The organism is Synechococcus sp. CS-205, assembly GCF_025128255.1.
GTDB lineage: Bacteria > Cyanobacteriota > Cyanobacteriia > PCC-6307 > Cyanobiaceae > Regnicoccus_A.
The window spans coordinates 47128-68308 of record NZ_JAHLZB010000012.1; the positions used below are offsets into that span (position 1 = coordinate 47128).

20 protein-coding genes and 1 pseudogene are annotated in these 21181 nt (G+C 63.9%); 12 read left to right on the plus strand and 9 right to left on the minus strand.

The features are described from left to right. Positions 1 to 6: 6 nt before the first annotated feature. The gene (gene priA / locus KQ297_RS02540) at positions 7 to 2286 is read right to left on the minus strand and encodes a primosomal protein N' (protein WP_259738044.1); all 2280 of its coding nucleotides are present in this window, start codon (positions 2284 to 2286) and stop codon (positions 7 to 9) included. A gap of 391 nt (positions 2287 to 2677) precedes the next feature. Between priA and rpoD the strand changes: the two genes are divergently transcribed. From rpoD to KQ297_RS02570, 6 genes are all read left to right on the plus strand, one after another. Further along, positions 2678 to 4114 carry an RNA polymerase sigma factor RpoD gene (gene rpoD / locus KQ297_RS02545; protein WP_259738045.1) on the plus strand — a complete coding sequence of 479 codons (1437 nt, stop codon included), beginning with the start codon at positions 2678 to 2680 and terminating at the stop codon, positions 4112 to 4114. A gap of 81 nt (positions 4115 to 4195) precedes the next feature. After that, a complete protein-coding gene (locus KQ297_RS02550) occupies positions 4196 to 5998 on the plus strand; it encodes a glycosyltransferase family 39 protein (protein ID WP_259738046.1) in 1803 nt (600 codons plus the stop codon). A 37-nt stretch (positions 5999 to 6035) separates the two neighbouring features. Beyond that, entirely contained in the window at positions 6036 to 6722 is a 687-nt protein-coding gene (locus KQ297_RS02555) for a phosphatase PAP2 family protein (protein ID WP_259738047.1), read from the plus strand. A gap of 16 nt (positions 6723 to 6738) precedes the next feature. Continuing rightward, positions 6739 to 7194 (plus strand): DUF1824 family protein, encoded by a 456-nt coding sequence (locus KQ297_RS02560; protein WP_259738048.1) that lies wholly within the window; start codon positions 6739 to 6741, stop codon positions 7192 to 7194. Between the two features lie 94 nt (positions 7195 to 7288). Continuing rightward, positions 7289 to 8242 (plus strand): hydroxymethylbilane synthase, encoded by a 954-nt coding sequence (gene hemC / locus KQ297_RS02565; RefSeq protein WP_259738049.1) that lies wholly within the window; start codon positions 7289 to 7291, stop codon positions 8240 to 8242. Then, positions 8217 to 10295: a chloride channel protein gene (locus tag KQ297_RS02570; RefSeq protein WP_259738050.1), complete on the plus strand. Its 2079-nt coding sequence runs from the start codon at positions 8217 to 8219 to the stop codon at positions 10293 to 10295. Before hemC ends, KQ297_RS02570 begins: the two co-directional genes overlap by 26 nt. On the opposite strand, the gene KQ297_RS02575 is transcribed toward KQ297_RS02570, so the two are convergent. The 3 genes from KQ297_RS02575 to KQ297_RS02585 all read right to left on the minus strand — a co-directional run bounded on the left by KQ297_RS02575 (position 10204) and on the right by KQ297_RS02585 (position 13200). Further along, positions 10204 to 10944, minus strand: a complete 741-nt coding sequence (locus KQ297_RS02575; RefSeq protein WP_259738051.1) for a L,D-transpeptidase family protein — start codon at positions 10942 to 10944, stop codon at positions 10204 to 10206. The two genes, KQ297_RS02570 and KQ297_RS02575, sit on opposite strands and share 92 nt — an antisense overlap. Positions 10945 to 10995: 51 nt before the next feature. Continuing rightward, entirely contained in the window at positions 10996 to 11583 is a 588-nt protein-coding gene (locus KQ297_RS02580) for an inorganic diphosphatase (RefSeq protein ID WP_259738052.1), read from the minus strand. Between the two features lie 66 nt (positions 11584 to 11649). Further along, the gene (locus KQ297_RS02585; protein WP_259738053.1) at positions 11650 to 13200 is read right to left on the minus strand and encodes a carboxypeptidase M32; all 1551 of its coding nucleotides are present in this window, start codon (positions 13198 to 13200) and stop codon (positions 11650 to 11652) included. A gap of 100 nt (positions 13201 to 13300) precedes the next feature. Here KQ297_RS02585 and KQ297_RS02590 point away from each other — a divergent pair, with 100 nt between their 5' ends. Further along, the gene (locus tag KQ297_RS02590) at positions 13301 to 13588 is read left to right on the plus strand and encodes a 4a-hydroxytetrahydrobiopterin dehydratase (RefSeq protein WP_259738054.1); all 288 of its coding nucleotides are present in this window, start codon (positions 13301 to 13303) and stop codon (positions 13586 to 13588) included. Here KQ297_RS02590 and KQ297_RS02595 read toward each other — a convergent pair. Next, positions 13569 to 13991, minus strand: coding sequence for an OsmC family protein (locus KQ297_RS02595; protein ID WP_259738055.1), 423 nt, complete (start codon positions 13989 to 13991; stop codon positions 13569 to 13571). The genes KQ297_RS02590 and KQ297_RS02595 overlap by 20 nt on opposite strands. Positions 13992 to 14124: 133 nt before the next feature. Here KQ297_RS02595 and KQ297_RS02600 point away from each other — a divergent pair, with 133 nt between their 5' ends. Further along, the gene (locus KQ297_RS02600) at positions 14125 to 14598 is read left to right on the plus strand and encodes a DUF2721 domain-containing protein (protein ID WP_259738056.1); all 474 of its coding nucleotides are present in this window, start codon (positions 14125 to 14127) and stop codon (positions 14596 to 14598) included. Positions 14599 to 14663: 65 nt separating this feature from the next. Next, on the plus strand, positions 14664 to 15326 hold the full coding sequence (locus KQ297_RS02605; protein ID WP_259738057.1) for a response regulator transcription factor: 663 nt from the start codon (positions 14664 to 14666) through the stop codon (positions 15324 to 15326). Positions 15327 to 15339: 13 nt separating this feature from the next. On the opposite strand, the gene KQ297_RS02610 is transcribed toward KQ297_RS02605, so the two are convergent. Continuing rightward, positions 15340 to 15564, minus strand: coding sequence for a hypothetical protein (locus KQ297_RS02610; protein ID WP_259738058.1), 225 nt, complete (start codon positions 15562 to 15564; stop codon positions 15340 to 15342). Positions 15565 to 15826: 262 nt separating this feature from the next. Between KQ297_RS02610 and KQ297_RS02615 the strand changes: the two genes are divergently transcribed. After that, positions 15827 to 16279 carry a secondary thiamine-phosphate synthase enzyme YjbQ gene (locus KQ297_RS02615; RefSeq protein WP_259738059.1) on the plus strand — a complete coding sequence of 151 codons (453 nt, stop codon included), beginning with the start codon at positions 15827 to 15829 and terminating at the stop codon, positions 16277 to 16279. Positions 16280 to 16294: 15 nt separating this feature from the next. Here KQ297_RS02615 and KQ297_RS02620 read toward each other — a convergent pair whose 3' ends face one another. Continuing rightward, positions 16295 to 16834 carry a DoxX family protein gene (locus KQ297_RS02620; RefSeq protein ID WP_259738060.1) on the minus strand — a complete coding sequence of 180 codons (540 nt, stop codon included), beginning with the start codon at positions 16832 to 16834 and terminating at the stop codon, positions 16295 to 16297. Positions 16835 to 17149: 315 nt separating this feature from the next. On the opposite strand from KQ297_RS02620, the gene KQ297_RS02625 reads away from it, so the two are divergent. Both KQ297_RS02625 and KQ297_RS02630 read left to right on the plus strand, forming a co-directional pair. Continuing rightward, a complete protein-coding gene (locus KQ297_RS02625) occupies positions 17150 to 17428 on the plus strand; it encodes a hypothetical protein (protein WP_259738061.1) in 279 nt (92 codons plus the stop codon). A 90-nt stretch (positions 17429 to 17518) separates the two neighbouring features. After that, positions 17519 to 17713 carry a hypothetical protein gene (locus KQ297_RS02630; protein WP_259738062.1) on the plus strand — a complete coding sequence of 65 codons (195 nt, stop codon included), beginning with the start codon at positions 17519 to 17521 and terminating at the stop codon, positions 17711 to 17713. A gap of 85 nt (positions 17714 to 17798) precedes the next feature. Here the strand turns inward: KQ297_RS02630 and KQ297_RS02635 are convergent, their stop codons facing one another. Continuing rightward, positions 17799 to 18284: a hypothetical protein gene (locus KQ297_RS02635; RefSeq protein ID WP_259738063.1), complete on the minus strand. Its 486-nt coding sequence runs from the start codon at positions 18282 to 18284 to the stop codon at positions 17799 to 17801. A gap of 30 nt (positions 18285 to 18314) precedes the next feature. Next, a pseudogene (locus KQ297_RS02645) lies at positions 18315 to 21085 on the minus strand (efflux RND transporter permease subunit). Positions 21086 to 21181 lie beyond the last annotated feature (96 nt).

Genomic DNA, 21181 nt, shown 5'->3' on the forward strand with positions numbered 1-21181 from the left:
TGTGACCTAGAGCTCGATCGGATCGGGATCGATCGCGAGACTGACGCTGCGGTCCAGGCCGTTGCGCAGGTCGGCCTCAGGCGGCAGTGGCAGGGCGCTGGCTGGTGGACCGTGAAGAAGCAGGTGCCAGCGGTACCGGCCAGCCACCCGTGCCACCGGTGCCGGTGCCGGTCCGATCAGCTGCCAGCGGGCCCGGTCCACCCGTGGCCTCAGCCTCTCGGCCAGCGAGGCGGCTGCGGTGGCAGTGGCCGCAGCGGAGGCCCCCCCCAGCCGCAACAGGCAGGCTCGGCTGAAGGGCACCAGTCCCGCCTGGCGGCGGACCTCCAGTTCCTCCTCGAGAAAGGCGTCATAGCGGCCATCAATCAGGTGCCGGATCACTGGGTGATCCGGCAGGTAGGTCTGAACGATCACCTCCCCGGGACGCTCTCCTCGCCCGGCTCGCCCGGCCAGTTGCAGCAAAAGCTGCAGGCAGTGCTCCGAGGCGCGAAGATCCGGCCGGTGCAGGAGGCCATCCGCCGCCAGCACCACCGCCAGGGTCACCCGGGGCAGGTCCATGCCTTTGGCCAGCATCTGGGTCCCCACCAGCACATCCGCCTCACCGGCCGCGAACCGCGCCAGCAGGCGTCGGTGTCCATCCCTGCCTCGGGTGCTGTCCCGGTCGAAGCGCAACAGACGCAGACCGGCCAGCTCCTGCTCCAGCTGCTCCATCACCCGCTGGGTACCGGCGCCGAAGGGCTTGAAGGCCGCCGAACCGCAGCCGCCGCATCGGGCTTCCAGGGGCTGGCGGTGACCGCACCAATGGCAGCGAAGTGTCTGGCTGCCATCCCGCAGGCGATGGACCGTGAGGGCCACGTCGCAGTGGGGGCACTCGACCACCTCGCCGCAGCTACGGCAACTGAGAAAGCTGCTGTAGCCGCGTCTGGGCACGAGCACCACCGCCTGCTCCCCCCGCTCCTGCAGGTGCTCCATGCGCGCCATCAGGGCTCTGCTGATCAGCCGTCGATGGCCCTCGGCCAGTTCCTGGCGCAGGTCCACCACGCGCACAGGCGCTGCGGCCTGACCGCTGATGCGCTGGCTCAGACGCAGCAGGGTGGTGGTCTGGCCAGGGCGCCGACAGGCCAGCCAGGATTCCAGTGCAGGTGTGGCGCTCCCCAGCACCAACCGCGCGCCACTCTGGCGGCAGCGCAGGCGGGCCACCTCCCTGGCGTGGTAGCAGGGCATTGGACTCTCCTGCTTGTAGGAGGTGTCGTGCTCCTCGTCGAGGATGACCAGGCCCAGGGGCGCCAGGGGCAGAAACACCGCTGAGCGGGTGCCCACGGCCATCAGGGGCTCCCGGCCACCGGCCTGCAGACAGCGGCGCCAGGCAGCGATCCGCTCCCCTTGAGACAGACCGCTGTGGAACTCCAGGATGCTCCCGGCAAAACGGGCCCGGCAGCGGTCGAGCAACTGGGGGATCAGTCCGATCTCGGGGGTGAGCAGCAGGGCACTGCGGCCCGAGGCCAGGCAGGCGGCCGCTGCCTGCAGGTACACCTCTGTCTTGCCGGCCCCGGTCACTCCCCAGAGGAGGAACTCCTGGCCGCTGGAGCCCGCGAGGATCTGCTCAAGGGCCTGTTGCTGCTCAGGGTTCAGCTGGCGTGGCGCCTCTGGATTCCCTTGGTGGGGCCAGGGTCCGGGCGCCGCCGTGCCGTCAGGCAGTGGCCTCTGGCTGCTGGACAACCAACCTTTGCCCTGAAGGTTCTGCACCAGGGAGCGGCTGAAGCCCCACTGCGTGATCGTGGTCATTGGGGCCGCCGCGCCTGGTCGTCCCCGCAGCCGCTCGGTGAGTTCCCTCTGCCGGCAGGTGAGCGGCATGGGGACCTCCACCAGTTCCAGCCAGAGCTGGGTGCGACCCGGCGCCGGTGCCCGGCCCGTCTGCTGACCCAGCCAACCGGGGGGCAAGGCCGTCTTCAGCGTTCTGAACAGACTGGTGTGGCACTGATGGGCCACGTCCTGGAGCAGGGCCTGCCACTGGGGGTCCACGGCGGCGGCCTGGTGAAGCCCCTCCACCGGCTGGATCACGGCGGGATCGAGATCGTCCGGGGGCGCTGCCAGGACCTCCACCACCAGGCCGATCTGGCGACGTCCCCTCAGGCGAAGCCGGACCAGATCCCCAGCCGCAAGCCTGGGTTCCGGCGGAGCGGCGTAGGTGAAGATCCGACCCTCACGACCGGCCTCCACCCAGACCTGGACCCAGAGGGGGGTGGAGGACGTGTCCAGCGGCGTCAGGATTCGCCTTGCAAACCCCATAGGGGCTTCTTAAGATAGGACTGTTGAGCAGCTCAACTGGCTGCTGTCGGAACCAGGCAGAGTTCCGTCCAGTGGGAAGACCTGAAGAGCAGGCCGATCGGAGCATCCCTCCACCGAGCCTCCCGGTCTGCGAACACCCCTGACAGCACTGCCTGGCCTCCGGGCCGTTCCATGTCGTTAGGTCATTGTTGCCCCTGCTGCTTCGAAGAGGCACCTGATGGTGCCTGATCTCGAGTCAGGTTCTCCCCAGGGAGAACCGGTGCTCTGAAGCAACATTTTGTGTCGTGATGGTGTCATCGCGCACGTCTGGTCTGGCCGCGTGGCCAGAACTGATCCTTTCGACCCAACTTTTTCACCAGTCGATCATTCCGTTTTCCGCCGCAGCCCCGCTATGACCCCAGTGTCCGCCGCCAGCCCCAAGCCAGGCGCTCCAGAAATCCTGACCGTCGCCGCTCAGACGGGAGCCGAGGTGGCGGTCAAGGGCAAACCGAAAGCCGCCGCCAAGAAGTCCAAGGCCAGCGCGAACGACGGGCAGACGCCGGACTCCCCTTCTGTCAGTCCCGATGCAGCGGCCGTGACGGCGGCCAACAAGGTCACGCGCACCCGCAAGGCGGCCACCAAGGCCACCAGCAAAAGCCCAGCCGGCAAAACCAGCGGCACCAAGGCCGCAGCCAAGACAACGGCCAGCAAAGCGGCCCCCAAGTCCAGAGCCAAGGCCAAGCCCAAGGCTGAGGCGGGCAAGGCGGCTGTCGTGGCCGCGAGCAGCCAGGATCTGAGCGCCGCAGCCGACCAGTTGCTGGGTGCCGCCGATGGCGCCAAGGACAAGAAAATAACCGCCAAGGAAAAGGCGCTGGCCAGCATCAAGGTTGGACCCAAGGGCGTTTACACCGAAGATTCGATCCGGGTCTACCTGCAGGAAATCGGCCGAATCCGTCTGCTCCGTCCCGATGAGGAAATCGAGCTGGCGCGCAAGATCGCTGATCTGCTGCTGCTTGAGGAGCTGGCCGCCCAGTTCGAGCAGGACAACGGTCATCATCCCGACAACAAGGAATGGGCGGTACTGGTGGACATGCCACCGGTCAAATTCCGTCGGCGTCTGATGCTGGGGCGCCGGGCCAAGGAAAAAATGGTTCAGTCGAACCTGCGCCTTGTGGTTTCGATTGCCAAGAAGTACATGAACCGCGGCCTCTCCTTCCAGGATCTGATCCAGGAAGGCAGCCTCGGCCTGATCCGCGCCGCCGAGAAGTTCGACCACGAGAAGGGTTACAAGTTCTCGACCTATGCCACCTGGTGGATCCGTCAGGCGATCACCCGTGCCATCGCCGACCAGAGCCGCACCATTCGCTTGCCCGTTCACCTCTACGAAACCATCTCACGCATCAAGAAGACCACCAAGGTGCTGTCGCAGGAGTTTGGCCGCAAACCCACTGAGGAGGAGATTGCTGAAAGCATGGAGATGACGATCGAGAAGCTCCGCTTCATCGCCAAGTCTGCCCAACTCCCCATTTCCCTGGAGACACCGATCGGCAAGGAAGAAGATTCACGCCTGGGCGACTTCATCGAGGCCGACATCGAGAATCCTGAGCAGGATGTGGCCAAGAATCTTCTAAGGGAAGATCTTGAAGGGGTGCTGGCGACCCTCAGCCCTAGGGAGCGGGATGTCCTGCGCCTTCGCTATGGCCTCGACGACGGTCGCATGAAAACCCTCGAGGAGATTGGCCAGATCTTTGACGTGACCCGCGAGCGAATTCGCCAGATCGAAGCCAAGGCCCTGCGCAAGCTGCGCCACCCCAACCGCAATGGTGTGCTCAAGGAGTACATCAAGTAACTTCGGCAGCCCAAACGGGCACTGGCGGGACCATCCACCCTGGCGGAAGCCAGGATGGTCACCTGTCCCTTGCCAGACTTCGTGTTGATCACTCAGGGTTGGATGACCTGGCTGGAGCGAGATCAGCGCCGGCTGTGGATGGTGAGCGGCTTCGCCTATCTGCTGCTCTGCTGGCTGGCGTTCTTTCAGAACCTCGGCACCCTCAGCCTGATGGACAAGACCGAGGCCCTGTTCGTGGAGGTGGGGCACCAGATGGTCGAGCGGGGTGACTGGATCACCCCCATGTGGAATGGCGAGCTTTTCTTTGATTACCCCGTCTGGGGGTACTGGATGGTGGCCCTCAGCTTTCGCCTGTTCGGCGTGAGCGAGTGGGCCGCGCGCCTGCCGGTGGCCCTGGCGGCCAGTGCCGTGGTGCTGGCGGGCTTCGGGTTGCTCTGGTTCAGCGCCTCGGGCGAGGAAGAGCTGCGCTCGCGCTGGCGGAGGGCAGCCTTCGGCGCGGCCCTGCTGGCGCTGAATCCGGGATGGATCGGCTGGGGCCGCAGTTCTGTCACCGACATGTTTCTGGCCAGTGCCATCGCCCTGAGCCTGTTCGGTTTCTTTCTCAGCTACAGCCAGCCGCCCGGCAGCGGAGCCCGCCGTCTGGGCTTCGTGGCCATGCCCCTGTTCAGCGCCATCGCCGTGCTGGCCAAGGGGCCGGTGGGCCTGGTGTTGCCTGGACTGGTGGTGCTGGTGTTTCTGATCATCCAGGGCCAGCTGCTCGCCTACCTCCGGCGCTTGCCTCTGCTGCCGGTTGCGCTGATCTTCCTGGTGGTGGTGCTGCCCTGGTACGCCCTGGCCGCCCACGCCCATGGCATGGCATTCCTCGGAGGCTTCTTCGGCTTCAGCAACATCCAGCGCTTCACATCGGTGCTCTACCGCCACGCCGGTCCCTGGCACTTCTATCTCCCCTGGGTGTTGCTGCTGCTGTTGCCCTGGTCGTTCCATCTGCCGCTGGCGCTGGTACGACTGCGTTTCTGGAAGCTGAAGGCCTGGAGCCTGCAGCCCCCCCAGGCCCAGCTGGCCCAGTTCTGCCTGGTCTGGTTTCTGGCTGTCCTGCTGTTCTTCTCGGCCGCCGCCACCAAGTTGGCGGGCTACATCCTGCCGTTGGTCCCTGCCGCAGCCCTGCTGCTGGCCCTCTACTGGTTCCCTCTGGCCAACGTCGCCCCTGCGCCAGGCTCAGACAGCGAGATCACCACCGGGGACTGGCCGGACCGGCCCCAGCGCTGGAGCGCCTGGATCAATGCCCTGGTCTTCGCGGCCCTGGCACCTGCTGCCGCTCTGGCGCCGCGCTGGGCCGCCACGGATCCGGCCTATCCCCGCTTCGCCGAGGCCCTTTCCCGTTCCGGGCTGCCGCTTGTGCTGGCCTTGATCCTGGCGGGCAGTGCGATCGCCCTGGTCGCCCTGCTGCTGCGAGCGGGCCGTCCGAGGGCCCTCTGGCTGCCGGATCTGGCCGCCATGCTTCTGCTGCTCACCCTGGTGGTGCCAACTCTGGCGCCTCTGATGGAAACCCAGCGTCAGCGACCGGTCAGGGAGCTGGCGGAGAGAGCGGGACAGCTGGCCGGCGCCGGCGAACCACTCTGGGTGGTGGGCTACAAGCGCTACAGCGTCGTCTTCTACAGCCGCCGACAGGCCCGCTTCCTGGACAGCCCGGAAGGGGCGCGGGACGCTCTGAACGAGCCCATGGGTCCGGAGTCGGCCGCCAGCAGCGTGCTGATCTTCGGGGAGGAGCACCGGCTCAGGGATCTGTCCCGGCTGCTGCCGGGGGCCACGCTGCTGGAAGGCCGCAGCGGTCATCAACTCTGGCGTGTTCCGAGGAGCACAACGCCCAACGATCGGGCACGATGAGTGACCCGGAACACCCACGATCTGATCGCCTGATCACTTGATCCCCTCCCAATCCCCGATCCTCTCCGCGCCGACCGTTGCAGCCACCCGCCGCTGGCTTCGCTTGTTCGGACCGGCCCGCCTGCTGGCCTGCGGCCTTGCTGCAGCGTTGGTGATCCTGATCGAGCAGGTTGTGCTCAGCCAGCAGCATCCCGGCTTCGATGAGGCCGTACTGATCTGGATTGGGGAGCGGATCCCCGAGGGACTGGGCCGTGTTCTGGTGATGGTCTATCAACTGAGCGGCACCCGATTCACCGCGGTCCTGGTGTTGGCGGCCCTGATCTTTCTGCTGATCAAGCGGTCATGGAACCAGCTCATCTGGCTGGCCATCGCCACCAGCGGAATCCTGTTGATCGTGGATCGCTGGTTGAAACCGCAATTTGATCGCCCCAGGCCCCTGGGTCGACTGGTGGAGGTGATCGGCCGCAGTTTTCCCAGCGGGCATGCCGCCGGAGCCGTGGTGTTCTACTTCCTGATGTGCACGATCCTGGCGGAGCGCTACCCGCATCTGCGCCGCCCCCTGGTGCTGGGCTCCGCCCTCTGGGTGGGTCTGATCTGGGTGAGCACGCTCTACTGCCGGGTGCACTGGCTCACCGACATCGTCGCCGGAGCAGCCGTGGGCTTCATCTGGCTGAGCATCTGCCTCACGAGCATGCGCTTCTGCTCAAGCCGTCAGAGTGGCTGAGCCCGAGCAGGTCGTCATGAACGCCAGCAGCACCCCAGCGTCCAGCCCCGCCACCCCCGGCGATCCGCAACTCCAGTCAGATCAGGGGGCGGCCCTGGATCTGGCCAGCCTGAGGGGCCTGCGCACAGCTCCTTCGCTCGACACCGTTCAGCGCCAGGCCCTGCGCGGGGAGCTGGACGCTCGTCTGGCGGCCTGCGACTGGTTCACGGTCGGAGTGATGGCTCCTTCGGCGCAGACCGCCCTGGCGGCCCTTCGTGCCTGCGAAGCGGCCCAGGGGTGGGACCCCCTGCAACCCGAGAGTGAAGGGGAGGTGGAAGGCCCTGTGTTCCTGAAAGGAAACCAGCGCACAGGGCGCTTTCTGCTGCGCGCCGAGTCAGGACTTGGCGAAGGGCTGCTGATCGGTGGCCAGAGCGATGGCCATCCGGAGGCCACCGGCACCTGGGGTCCCTTGCCTCTCGACTTTTTCGGCTGATCACGGAGCAGGACACGGAGGCTGGGCAGGGCCGGCCGGTCCTTAGGCTTGACCGCTGTTCAACGGCCACGCGGCCGGGCTGAGGAATCGATTGATGGCTGGCACCACTCTGCGCATCGCCTCCCGCCGCAGCCAGCTGGCCATGGTCCAGACCCACTGGGTGCGCGATGAATTGGCCCAGGCCCACCCGAACCTGGAGATCAGCATCGAGGCGATGGCCACCCAGGGCGACAAGATCCTGGATGTGGCGCTCGCCAAGATCGGAGACAAGGGCCTTTTCACCAAGGAACTGGAAGCTCAGATGCTGGTGGACCGGGCTGACATCGCTGTCCACAGCCTCAAGGATCTGCCCACCAACCTTCCCGAGGGTCTGATGCTGGGTTGTGTCACCGAGCGTGAAGACCCCGCTGATGCCCTCGTGCTCCATGAGCGCCACCGGGGATGCAGCCTTGAAACCCTTCCCGAGGGCAGTGTGGTGGGCACCAGCTCGCTGCGGCGCCTGGCCCAGCTGCGCCACCACTTCCCCCACTTTCAATTCAAGGATGTGCGCGGCAATGTGATCACCCGCCTCGAGAAGCTCGATTCCGGCGACTATGACTGCCTGATCCTGGCGGCGGCCGGCCTGGGACGTCTGGGCCTGGGCCATCGCATCGATGCTCTGATCGATCCCTCGATTTCGCTGCATGCGGTGGGCCAGGGTGCCCTCGGCATCGAATGCCGGCAGGGCGACAGCGCGGTGCTGGAGCAGATCAAGACGCTGGAGCACACCCCCACCGCCCGCCGCTGTCTGGCGGAGCGGGCCTTCCTGCGCCAGCTCGAAGGAGGCTGCCAGGTGCCCATTGGCGTGAACAGCCGCTTCGAGGGGGATGATCTGGTGCTCACGGGCATGGTGGCCAGCCTCGATGGCCTGCGCCTGATCCGGGACGAAGCCCGCGGACCGCAACAGGATCCCGAAGCGATCGGCAACAGCCTTGCCCTGTTGTTGCGCAGCCAGGGGGCCGGGGAGATTCTGGAGGAGATCTTTGCAGCGGTCAGGCCCGAAGCCTGAAGCAGGCTTCGGCGCACCTCTGGAGGGCGACACCCGCGGGCTGCCGTTCCAGTGGAGCCTGCTGGCCTGGGCTGCGCTGGTGGGGATCCTCACAGGCATGGCGGTGGTGGGCTTCCATTACCTGCTGGGCTTCATCAACAACTTCATGTTCGGCACCCTGGTGGAGTGGGTGCTCGACCTGGTGAGTCCTCACGAGCTGGATCCGACCACGGTGGAGGTGTTCAGCGCCCCGGATCCAGATTCCGGCACACCCCTGAAGGCCCTTGTGCAGATCGGCCTGGGGGGCATCGTCTTTCTGCCTCCACCGCCGGCGCCCCTGCCTGAGCCCACATCCCTGCCCCCGATCGGGCCCACCGGCTGGCTGGCCTCCTGGCCTGTGGTGATGGCCCCCTTGCTGGGGGGGGTGGCCGTGGGGCTGCTGAGACAGCTGGGCCGCGACCTGGGGCCCGGGCTGCCCAGCCTGATGGCGATGGCAGACGGGGCCGTGAAAGCGTTGCCACGCCTGCCCGTGCTGCGGCTGGTGGCGGCATCCCTGAGCCTGGGCAGTGGCGCTTCGCTGGGACCTGAAGGCCCGAGCGTGGAGAGCGGCGGCAACCTGGGTCTCTGGGTGGGGCTGCGCGGAGGACTGCCGCCCGAATCCCAGAAAGCGCTGGTGGCCGCAGGTGTGGCGGCTGGTCTGGCGGCTGGTTTCAAAGCTCCGATCGCCGGTGTGTTCTTCGCCTTTGAAGGGGCCTACAGCGCCATTCCGGGGAGGCCCAGCCTGCGGGCGGTGCTGGTGGCGGCGGTGGCGTCCTCCCTGGTCACGCAGCTCAGCCTGGGGGATGAGCCAATCTTTCGCCTGCCGGCCTATGAGGTGCGCTCACCCCTTGAGCTTCCCCTTTACCTGGGTCTGGGCCTGGTGGCCAGCCTGATGTCGTGGGCGTTGGTGAGCCTGCTGGCCGCCGGCCGCAGTGGGCCCGTGCAGCGGCAGTGCGCCCGTCTACCCCTCTGGCTGCTGAACGGACTCGGTGGCCTGGCTGTGGGGGTCCTGGCGCTGGGGTTCCCCCAGGTGCTGGGCGTGGGCTACGACACGATCGAGGCGCTGCTGGGCAGCGAAGGCGGGGTGGCACTCACCACCCTGGCGGCCCTGCTGGCGGTGAAGCTGCTGGCCACGGCGGTCAGCAACGCCACCGGCTTTGTGGGGGGTGGCTTCGCACCGGCCCTGTTTCTGGGGGCGGTGCTGGGGAACGGCTATGGACAGCTGCTGGGGGACAGCGGCTTGGGCCTGCCTGTGGCCGAACCACCGGCCTACGCCATGGTGGGGATGGCAGCAGTGCTCGCAGGCAGCGCCAGGGCGCCGCTCACGGCACTGCTGCTGCTGTTCGAGCTCACCCACGACATCCGCATCGTTCTGCCGCTGATGGCGGCCGCTGGCCTGAGCGCCGTGCTGGTGGAGCGCTGGCACGGACTGGCGGATCCCGGCCTGCTGGGCCCGGATCCAGCCGAGGAGCAGCGGCGCCAGGGACTGGCATCTCTGATGGTGAATGAAGCCCTTGAGAGCGAGGCGCCACTGGTGCTCGCGGCGACGTCCCCTGCCAGCGAAGCCCTGGGCCTGCTGATTGAAGCCCATGGCCACTGCCTTGTGGTGGAACGTGAGGGTTGGGTGATCGGTGTGGTGACCCTTGTCGACCTGCAGGGGCGATCAGCGCCAGCCATGGCAGCGACGGGTTGCCCATGCCGCTGGAGCAATGCCGACGCTCCGACCTGCTCTGGCTGCCGGAGGGGGCCAACCTGGCACAACTGGAAGACCAGCTGGTACCCAATGGACTGCGTCAGGTGCCCGTTTTCGCCCTGGAAAGCCCCAGCTCAGACCTACTCCCGGCTGGATTGCCGAACACCGGACTGCCGGTCAGGAGCTTGGTGGGCCTGGCCAGCCGGGATGGGATGGCCAGGGCCCTGGCCCGCCAGCTGCGGGTCTGAGGTCAGCGCACCACCACCACCGGGGTTCCCACCTCCACCATTTCGAACAGCTTGCGCACGTGCTGGTGGAACATGCGCACACAGCCGTTGGTGACGGCGGAGCGGGAGCTCACGGTCCAGGACCAGGCACTGGGAGTGCCGTGGATGCCGAACTGGTTGGGACCTTTGGTGCTGAAGCCGATCCAGCGATCACCCAGGGGACCATTCGGGCCAATGGAGCCCTTTTTCTTGCCTGACTTGGTGCTGACGTACTGAGGATTGACCACTTTGTTGATCACCTTGAACGTGCCCAGAGGCGTTGGGGTGGCTGGATCACCGATCGCCACCGGCCAGGGGCCATACACGTTGCCATCGCGCTCAAGGCGAATCTCCCGCTTGCCCAGGGCCAGCAGGATTCTTGAGTTGTTCACCGGGGCCGCCGGGGGCGCTTCCTGCTTGATTGCTGCTGCAGGCGGCACCTCTGGTGCTGGTGCGGGGTTGGGGTCGGTGGAAGGTGCCGTGAGCTTCGCGGCTGGACTGCTTGCGCCCGCTGGCTCGGCACTGGGAGGTTGGCCGGCCCCGGTCGGGGGAGCCTCCGGCACGATCGCCGGCGGGCTGGGGATCGGAGCCGTGGGGGTGATAATCCCACCGGAACTGGCCAGAGCCGAAGGGGAACCGGCGACCCAGAGGGAGGAGAGACCAGCAAGCAGACTGACGGCCAGAGAGGAGGGAGCCAGCGCCGGGCGAATGGGATTGGAGCGCATGCGAGGAAGTGAAGCTGTGGAGAGGTGGAGGGCGACCGCGCTCTGGGCGGATCAGTTCACCAGTTTGGCGTCAATCTGCTCGAAATAGCGGGCCTCGCACTCCTTGATGATTCGAACCGCCTCCTGAGTGTTGAGGAACCCATTCACCTTGCAGGTGCCGGGCTTCTTCAGATCCTTGTAGTGCTCCCAGTAGTACTGGGTTTCCTTGAGCCAGTGCTCGCCCAGCTGCTCGTAGCTGGTGATGTGATCCATGCGCTTGTCATCGGCCAGAACAGCGATCACCTTGTCGTCCACTTCGCCGCCGTCGTCGAAGGTCATGATGCCGATGATTCGAGCCTCCACAAGGCTTCCGGCCACCAGGGGTTCGGTGACGCCCACGATCTCGATGTCCAGGGGATCTCCGTCCTCGTCCCAGGTGCGGGGGATGCAGCCGTAGGCAAAGGGATAGGACAGCGAGGAGTAACCCACTCGATCGAGCTTGAGATGACCGGTTTCGGTGATCAGCTCGTACTTGTTGATCGTCATCGAGTTGACCTCGACGATTGCATTCAGCCGCAGTTCCGCTTCATCGGCGAACGCCGGCAGCACATGCAGCAGGTTGAGCATGGTGCGGCTTGGGGCGTGGTCGATGTTCGCCATGGGGCGTCGCGAAGCGGCTGCGGCGGCATCTTACGGACGCCAGGCCTGCCGACACCGACAGACGGCTCAGGCGCCCTCGAGCAGCCGATCCACCTTGTCGCTGAGGTAGGTGAGAAATGGAGTGGCGCTCAGGGGCTCCCCCGTGACCTGGCTCACCAGCTCTTCGCCGTTGACGGAGCGCCCCAGGGGCCAGACGGTCTGAGCCAGCCACCGCTGGAGACGCAGCTCCTCGGCTGAACCCACCAGGGTCTCGATCGGCCCGAGCTGGCGCTCCATGGTCTCGGCCAGCTGGGCACTGATCAGGTGCCCGAGTGCGTAGGAGGGGAAATACCCGAACAGGCCCTCGGCCCAGTGGATGTCCTGCAGACAGCCCTCGGCATCCCGCTGGGGCCTGATGCCGAGCAGCTCGCCCATGCGGCGGTTCCACAGCTCGGGCAGCTCCGCCACCGGCAGCCCCTGCTCCACCAGTGCCAGCTCCAGCTCGAAGCGAAGCACGATGTGCAGGCCATAGGTGAGCTCGTCGGCTTCCACGCGGATCAGGCCGGGCCGCATCGGGTTGAGCCCCCGCCAGAAGTGGTGGCTGCCGCCCCAGGGATCGCCGCCCATGGCCCTGGTGAAGCGGGGATGCCAGCGAGAGGCGAAGGCCTGGCTGCGCGCCACCCGGCATTCCCAGAACAACGACTGCGATTCATGCACCCCCATCGAGGTGGCTTCTCCCAGGGGCCAGGGGAAGTAATGGTCGTCGCCGCGGGGGAGCCCCTGTTCGTAGAGGGAATGGCCCCACTCATGGGCGGTGGCCAGAAAAGCGGAGAAGGGTTGACCGGGAACCACCCGGGTGGTGATGCGGAAGTCGGCCGGACCCAGGGTGCTGGAGAAGGGGTGGGCCGAGCGCGAGCGCTGGCAGCGGGTGGGGTCGTAGCCCCAGCTCTCGAGCAGTTCAGCGCACAGGGTCTCCTGCAGCGGTTCGGGAATGGCGGTGGCCTCGGCGACCCCGGAAGCTTCCGGAGCGAAACCTTCCCCAGGGGAGAGTGAGCAGACGCGCTCCAGCAGCGGCGGGATTCCCTCGGCCAGGGGGGCGAAGAGTTCTGCAAGGCGGGCCTTGCTGACATCGGGCTCGAACGGCTGCGCCAGGATCTCCCAGGGGCTGCGCCCCGCAGGTTCGGTATCCGCCAGCTGGGCGGCCTGCTCACGGCGGAGCTGCAGCAGCTCCTCGAGGGCCGGTGCAAACACCTCGAAGGAATTTCTGCGTCTGGCCTCCTGCCAGACGGCATTGCCGCGGGACTGGGCCCTGGCGATCCGCTCCACCAGCTTCGGGTCCAGGCAGCGCTGCCGCTCCAGCTCCTGGCGCAGCAGGCGGAGGTTGCGCACCGTGGAGGCCGGGGCTTGGCCGTTGATCTCCTCTTCGGCCGCCTCCACCAGATCGGCATAGACCTGACTGCTCTGACGCTCGTGCAGCTGGGTGGCCAGCAGGGCCAGCTGCTGGCCACGCCAGTCGGCACCTGCCGCCGGCATCACGGTGTTCTGGTCGTAATAGAGCGCGCTGTTGATCGATCCGAGCAACCGGGTCTGGTGCAGGTGCTCACGGAGACGCAGGAGGGCCTGACCCGGCTGGGGCATGGGAGGGAAGGTGAGTGGCCACAAGCATGGCGCTGCGGCTCAGCCAGCGCTGCCCGGCTGACTGCAGCAACATGACGATTCCGTTGATGGGACTCTCCCGATGGCAGCCACACCACTCACCGCTGAACAGATCTCCGCCTTGCCGGCCCAGCTGCCCGGGTGGAGCGTGGTGGAGGGGAAACTGCACCGGGAGCTGAGTTTCGCCGATTTCATCGCAGCGTTCGGATTCATGGCACAGGTGGCCCTGATCGCGGAGTCGCTGGGTCACCACCCCGAGTGGAGCAATGTCTGGAACCGCGTCACGATCACGCTGACCACCCACGATGCCGGTGGGCTCTCCAGCCTGGATCTGGAGCTGGCGCAGCGAATCAACCAGCTGCTGCCCTGAGCGTCTCCCAGTGGAGCTCCATCGCCACGGCACCCTCCAGGCTTCGCTTCACCGGACAGCCTTCAGCGGCCCTGCGCAACAGCCGCTGCTGACCGTCGTCGAGGCCATCGGGCAGTGCCACCCAGACCGTGAGCCTCTCGATCTGCCTGATCCCGCCGCTGGTCATTCGTTTCTCCACCCGCGCGGTGCAACCCTCGAGCGGGATGGCGTGGCGTTCAGCCACGATCCCCATGACCGTCAGGATGCAGGTGGCCAGGGCCGTGGCCACCAGGTCGGTGGGCGAGAAACGCTCCCCGAGGCCCTGGTTATCGCTGGGGGCATCGGTGACCAGCTCGGAGCCGGAAGGGCCGTGGCTGGCGCTGCAGCGCAGGGACCCCGCGTAGTGACAAAGAATCGTGGTCATCGTCACAGGGAAGGACGAACCGGCCTTCAACGTCCAGTGATCCTGACGGAGCCTCGGCTCTGCCGGGATGGACTGGCCCGGTCTCGGTAAGTTGAAGGGACAGGCCCTTGAACTGGCCTGCTGGGCGAGCTCCATGCTGCTGGCCGAGATCTTCACCAGCCGCGCCCTCAGTGAGCAATCCGCCGTGGCGGGGCTCTCCAGGGCGATCCAGCTCTCCGTGGCGCCTGTGTTCCTGCTCACGGGCATCACCGGTCTGCTGGGGATGTTCACCACCCGTCTGGCGCGGATCATCGATCGCACCCGCTTCATCCAGGAAGCGATGGAGCGCAGCGATCTGGCCCAGGCCAAGCGCCTGCGGGGCACCCTGGAAGTTCAGCGCCGCCGCACCTTCCTGATCAACCGCGCCATCCTCTGCACCACGACCACCGCTCTGCTGGTGGCCGGGGTGATCGCCGTGTTGTTCATCAGCGCCGTGGCGGCGTTGGATCTGACGGCGATCGTGGTGCCGGTGTTCGTGCTGGCGATGGCCTCGCTGATCATCGGACTGGTGCTCTTCCTGCTGGAAGTGCAGCTGGCGATCCGCCAGAACCCCCTCCGTTACTACTGAACTCCGGGGGCAGGTTGAACTCTGAGGGATTCCTGGAACAGGCGGCCCAATCACGCCAGGAGGTGATGTCTTTGCTGGCGAGCAGGAGCCTGATGGTGGCCAGTGGCCGCCGGCTGGTGATCTCCCTGCTCACGGGTGTGATCGGCGATCGCTGCCAGTGGTTCGGCTCCGCCACCGGGGAAAGCGAGGCGCTGCAGCTCCTGAGTGAGCGACAGCCGCAGTTGCTGTTCGTGACCCACCCCCTGCGCCCCGGCAGCGGCCTGGAGCTGGTGCGCCGCGCCAAGGCTCTCCATCCGGAGCTGCCCTGTCTGATCCTGCTCGAGGAGGAATCACCGCCCCTGGTGCGTGCTGCCCTGGAAGCCCGCTGTGACGGCATCTGTGCCGATCGCGGCGTGGGTCTCGGCCATCTCGTGGCAGCCACCCGCGCCGTGCTCGGCGGAGGGTTCTACATGGAGCCCCAGCTGAGGGATCTGCTGGCCCTGTCCTGCCGCACCAGCCGCGATCCGGCAGGGCCAGGCCTGAGTGAGCGGGAGCAGGAGGTGCTGGAACTGGTGGTGCGGGGGTACCAGAATCCACAGATCGCGTCACGCCTGCACCTGTCGGTGGAGACGGTGCGCAGCCACCTCAGATCAGCCTTTCAGAAACTTGGGGCGAGCGGGCGAACGCAGGCTGCCGTGATGGCGGTCTGCCAGGGCCTGGTGAGCTGGCATCTCGAGGAGCTGAGCTGAGCCCCGCAAGGGGTCATTGGCGCCGGCAGTAGCCACCTCCCACGTTCATCCAGCCGGAGGGGCAGGCATCCCCTTTTGTGGGAGTGACGGTGTAGGTGGTTGCACCAAGAGTGCTGCATTTCCCGTTGAACAGATCCACGTAACCCAGTGGACACATGCTCTTGAGTTTGGGCACCACCTTCTGAGCCTGGGCCGGCGCCACGAAGCCCGCGATGGCCAGGGGGATGGCCAGCCACAACCACCAGCGGCTGGTCCCACCGCTCCGCCCCGCGATCCGTACGCGAGGAGCGTGGTGGTTAGGCGCAGCAGAAGGCATTGCTGGGGGTTGCAGGACGTGTCATGAGCCTAAGTTTGGGAAGCATGCCCATGAGCCCAGCAGGCGTGCGGCTCTGCAACAAGACGCGACTCGGGCGCAAGCGATGGGTGACGGCCAGCCATTGGTCGACAACCGGAAGCTGCGCCTATCCCGTTTCCCGCCGTTTCCAACCCATCCTCCCCCGATGTTGCGCCAGCACCTGGACCGGCTTGAGCTCACCACCACCGGCGAGGGATTTCACGATCTGACGGCGCAGCTGGGGGCAAGCCTTGCTGCCACTGGACTGCGGCTGGGCGTGCTCCACCTGGCAGTCCTCCACACCAGCTGCAGCCTGACCATCAACGAAAACGCCGACCCCCGGGTGCTGCAGGATCTGACGGCCTGCCTCCGCGCGCTGGTTCCCCAGGAGGGAGTCCGTCCGATCAGTGGGGAGGGTCCTCTGCGGGCCTGGGACCACGACGACGAAGGTCCAGATGACATGCCGGCCCATGTCCGCACCGCCCTGACGGCCACGAACCTCAGCCTCAGCTTCGAAGGGGGCAGATTGCTGCTGGGAACCTGGCAGGCGGTTTACCTGTGGGAACACCGCAACCGCCCCCACCGCCGCCAGTTGAGCGCCCACTGGATCGGCAGCTGATCGGGCTGTACGCCCTCAGTGACGGCCGCGATTGGTCAGGGCTGCGCTGATCTGCGCTCCCACCACCACCGAAGCAGGTTCTTGATAGATGCCAGCGGGTAGTTCTGGGGAGGTGTCATCGCCGGCTGAAAGGCCGGAGACGATTCCAGCGTCAATGGAGATGCGACCGGGGCCGCTGAGCAGAATCGCCAGGCTTCCGCCGAGATAAAGCACCACCAACTCAAGCAGATAGATGTTGAATCCGCTGGTCAGGATGTGGTGATAGCCAGCCACAGCCATCGTTCCAACCAGGGCCAGCGCGCCGATCGGAGTGAGAAATCCAAGGATCACAAACCAGGAACCGAGGATTTCGCAAAGACCGGCCACATGAGCCATCACCAGCGGAAATGGCAGATGCAACGGCACCAGATAGGCGGAAGCGAAACTTTCAGGATTGGCCAGCTTCTCCTGGCCGTGGTGAATCATCATCGTGCCAATCGCCAGGCGCAGGATGAGAAGGCCGGCGCTGGTAAAGACGTCGTGCTTGAGAAAGTAACGGCTCAGGAAGCTGGACATCGGATCTGGAATGGAGACAGGGAGTGGGGGAGGGATCAGAACGGCGGTGATGGGTGCGACCGGACCGCCCGAGGCTCTTAGTTCTGAGGGTCGGTGGGCCTGGAGAGGCTGTAGGTCCAGAGCGCCACGCATGCACACAGGAAGCCCAGAAACACTTCGAGCAAGTTGAGAGTGGTCATGGCTTGGGGAGCGGATCCACCCCAGCATGGCTCGCCGGATTAAGAAATGTGAGGAGCCCCTCTCGTGACGCCGCAGGGGGTCCGCCCACGGAGAGGCCGCTGACGAGTCATGATGGTTACATTCCGCAATATTTCCATGACGGTCGGAGAGCTGTTCATCGAGTCCCTCTCCAGCGGCGTGATCACCCCCCTCGAGCTCGACTGGGTTGTGGCGCAGCAGGCCTGTTTTTCTCGGGTCGAGGAGGCCACAGCCCTGCGACTCGGCCGTCTGATCGATCAAGGAACAATCCAGCTCGGCTGCCGTTTGCCCATGGCCAAACTGCACAATGACCTCATCCGTGAACACTGGATCGAGCCGCTCGGCCGCCATCGCCACAACAGGAGAAGCGAAAGCCAGCCCGGCACACCTGTGTGAGTTTTGCCAGGGTTGTCAGACGACAGGGTCTGCAGCAGCCTTGATGACCTTGGGTACGGCGAGTACCCCAACCCCATCGCGTGATCGGCCATGGTGCAGGATCTGGTACTGGCCATCGGCATCCCGATCGCGCTGCTGCTGGTCGCCACCGCGGTGCTGGAGCGCTGGGGGGGACTACTGCCGCCCAGGCTCCAGCAACTGTCCAAGCGATCGTCCTTGATCTGGAACGCCGGAGTCGGCCTGATCATTGCGCTGTCGCTGCTGCGCTGGCTGCTTCAACGTTGACGACGGCGCACATGACGACGGCATCAAGGAAGCGTCAGGCCAAGGCCGTCCTGCTCTGAAGGGCAAGGAGATGAAGGAGGAACGACTAATAATCAATCTTGATGAGTTGGTCGAAGCGGAACGGCTCCTGCGTCCTGGGTCTTAGATCCAGGTCATTGTTCAGCTTGATGCTTTCGACCTCGATGTCATACCCAGTGCTCTGAGGATCGCAACCCTGGGAGCGGAGCTCCTGGCGTTGCTTCTCAGCCATTGCATCGATGGATCGGGCAGGACTGGCGCCAAGTTGGTTCAGAAGCTGCTCTGAACGCTGAATGCAATCCTGAGTCTGAGCGGTGACAGGTACTGCCGTTGATGTTAAGCAACAGCTGATGAGGAGCAAAAAGCTTTTCAAGAATCCATGACCAAGCGTGGATCCATTAAAGCCCCAACGTCGATCAGGTCGCCCGACCTGCCGGCAGCCAGCAGGGACATCACTGGCCGGCGCAGCAAGGGGATGATCCTTGTTGAGCAGCAGCTCGGCGTTGTGTTGCGCGGAGGTCGACAACCCATGCAGATCAACCTTGGAGCTCAACCTGGAATCCAGGGAACTCAGGTGAGACAATCAACCTTCAGCGCTGGAGAGATCCTTCCTGGAGCGTTCAGCGAACTCCTTGATGAGCACGTAAAAAGCCGGAACGACCACAAGCGATAAGCCCGTGGACACCAAGACACCACCGAAAATCACGGTACCGATCGACTGCTGAAACGCCGCTCCAGCTGACGAGGCCACAACCAGAGGAAGAAAGCCAGCAAGGCTGGCAATGGCTGTCATCAGGATGGGGCGCAACCTGGAGCAAGCTGCTTCCTGGGCAGCCACTGCAGCAGCGACGCCTTGACGCACTCTGAGTTCGGCCAGTTCGACTACGAGAATCCCATTCTTAGCCGCCAATCCAATCAGGGTGAGCAACCCGACCTGGCCGAAGATGTTGAGGTCCATGCCACGGATCCCAGTGAAGGCGAGGGCTCCGAGCATGGCCAGAGGAACTGTCATCAAAATTGTGACAGGAGTAGCATAGCTTTCATAAAGACCGGATAGCACTAGATAAACAACAAGAATTCCAAGAGCAAAGATCACAGCACCTGCAGAACCTGCCGCAATCTGCAGACGAGTGAGCCCGGTGAAGGCAGTTCCGATCGAATTCAGGTTGAGGCGCTTGAGCAGTTGATCGAGGGTCCCAAATGCGTCAGAGCTAGAAATGCCACTCGCAGGACTCCCTGGATCTGGATCGTTCGATAAAGGTTGTAGTGGAGAATTGATGGCGGAGCATCGACAACATCCACTGAAGTAAACAGACCCATAGGGACCAATTCCCCATCGCGATCTTTGACATAGTAGCCAGCAATGTCATCGAGGCTGCTTCTTGACTCCGGGGTAGCCTGGATATAGACCTGACGAACCTGATTGCTCTGGTAAGTGAGTCCTGCATAGGCCGAACCGGTCAGGGCTCCAAAGCTGGTCATCGCCTCGTTATAATCTATATTCAAGGAGCCAAGAATATCGCGATCAATGGACACTCTCAGCTCAGGAGCCAGGACAAACTGCTCATAGATGGGCTCAAACTTACCAGTACGCCTTGCCTCGCTCACAAAGTTTGAAGCCAGTTGACTGAACTTCTCCAAACTGAGTGATCCAGTTTTATCGATAAACTGATAGTAGAAACCACCCTGAGGGCTGAATCCAGGAACGGCCGGTGGATTTCCCACCGCGGCAAAGGCTGTGTCGATCTCTTTGCCGAACCTCTGATTCAGGCGCTTGAAGATCTGGGTGGACGAATGTTCATCACCATTCCTCTCCTCCAACGGACGGAGACCGACGAAGGCAGCACCATGATTAGGAGATGGTCCATCAAATCCGAATCCAGCACCAAAGAAAGCTGTTTCGACATCCTCCTCTTCCCGCATAATCTGTTGGATACGCCGGGCCGTGCTCGACGTTTGCTCCAGGGATGCACCATCCTGCATCTGCCAGAAACCGAATCCAAACCCCTGGTCCGTGGTTGGGATGAAGCCAGTGGGAACGGCTCTGAATCCCACCACGGTCAGAACCAGACCAGCCAGTAGCCCGAGGAGAACCCAGCGACGTCGTTGAATCACTCTTTCGACAAAACCCTCGTAGTGTCGAGAAAATCTGTCAAATCCTCGATTGAAGTTTCGGAAAATAAACGAGAGGTTTTTACCAATCAAACCACCGATCACCAATCCGACCAAAAACCAGACGCCGCCGCCGAGAAAGTGTGCTGCACCCAGGCCAAACAAGGCACCGAGCACAGCCCAGATCCATCCCTCTGGCTCCCTCTGCTGACCTTCCACTCGACCCTTAAGAATGAGGCCTCCCATCATCGGCGAGAATGTAAGCGCATTAAATGTGGAGATAATGATTGCGAATGTAATCGTAAGTGCAAATTGGCGATAGATGATCCCGATCGAACCTGGGTAGGCAGCAACCGGAAGAAAGACGGCAACCAACACAAGTGAGGTTGCAATCAGAGCACCAATCAACTCAGTCATGCAGCTTTCAGCAGCCTTTCTGGGACTCATGCCCTTTTCAATGTTGGCGGCCACGGCCTCCACCACCACAATGGCGTCATCCACCACCAAGCCGACAGCAAGCACAAGACCAAGCAGTGTCAGTTGGTTGATGGAGAAGCCGAACAGCTTCACAAATGCAAAGCTTCCCACCAGGGAGATTGGAATAGCCAGTCCGGGGATCAGCGTTGTACGCCAGTCCTGCAGGAACAAAAACAAGATCAGAACAACGAGAAGAATTGCAAGACCGAGTGCATCCAGAACTCCATCCACAGAGGAGCGTATGAACTGAGTCTGATCAAAGACTTTCTCGACCTTGACTCCAGGCGGAAGGGTTTTCTTGAACTCCTCAATGACTTTTGTCACCTCATCTGCCACATCAAGGGCGTTGCTACCAAATGCTTGCTGAATTGGAACACCGATGGCATCATGACCCTGGATGTCCAGCCCCTTCAGAAAATAATTGTTCAGGCCGAAAGTAGTGTTGCCAACATCGCTGACTCGAATGACATTGCCATCTGGCGCTCTTGATAGAATGACATCGTCAAATTCTTCGACGGAAGAAAGATAGCCTGTGATCTCGGTCGGATAGGTGAACTGCTGATCGACTGGTGATGGAGGCCCACCAACTGATCCTGCCGCTACAATCAGATTCTGACTTGAGAGTGCATCAAGAACATCAGTTGAAGTTAAGCCATAGGCAAATAATTTATGGGCACCTCGAAATATTGCCACTACCCATGCTGTCTTGAGAAGCCACATGCTCATCCTCTGCACGTGCAGATCCGCCTGATGACTGACATCCATGACTTAAAGGCGGGATAGTTATCCCGCAGCCGAATGATCAGACAGCCAGCATTGCCTTTGAGTTGCAATGCAGGTATCGAAGAAAGTTGTAAGTCA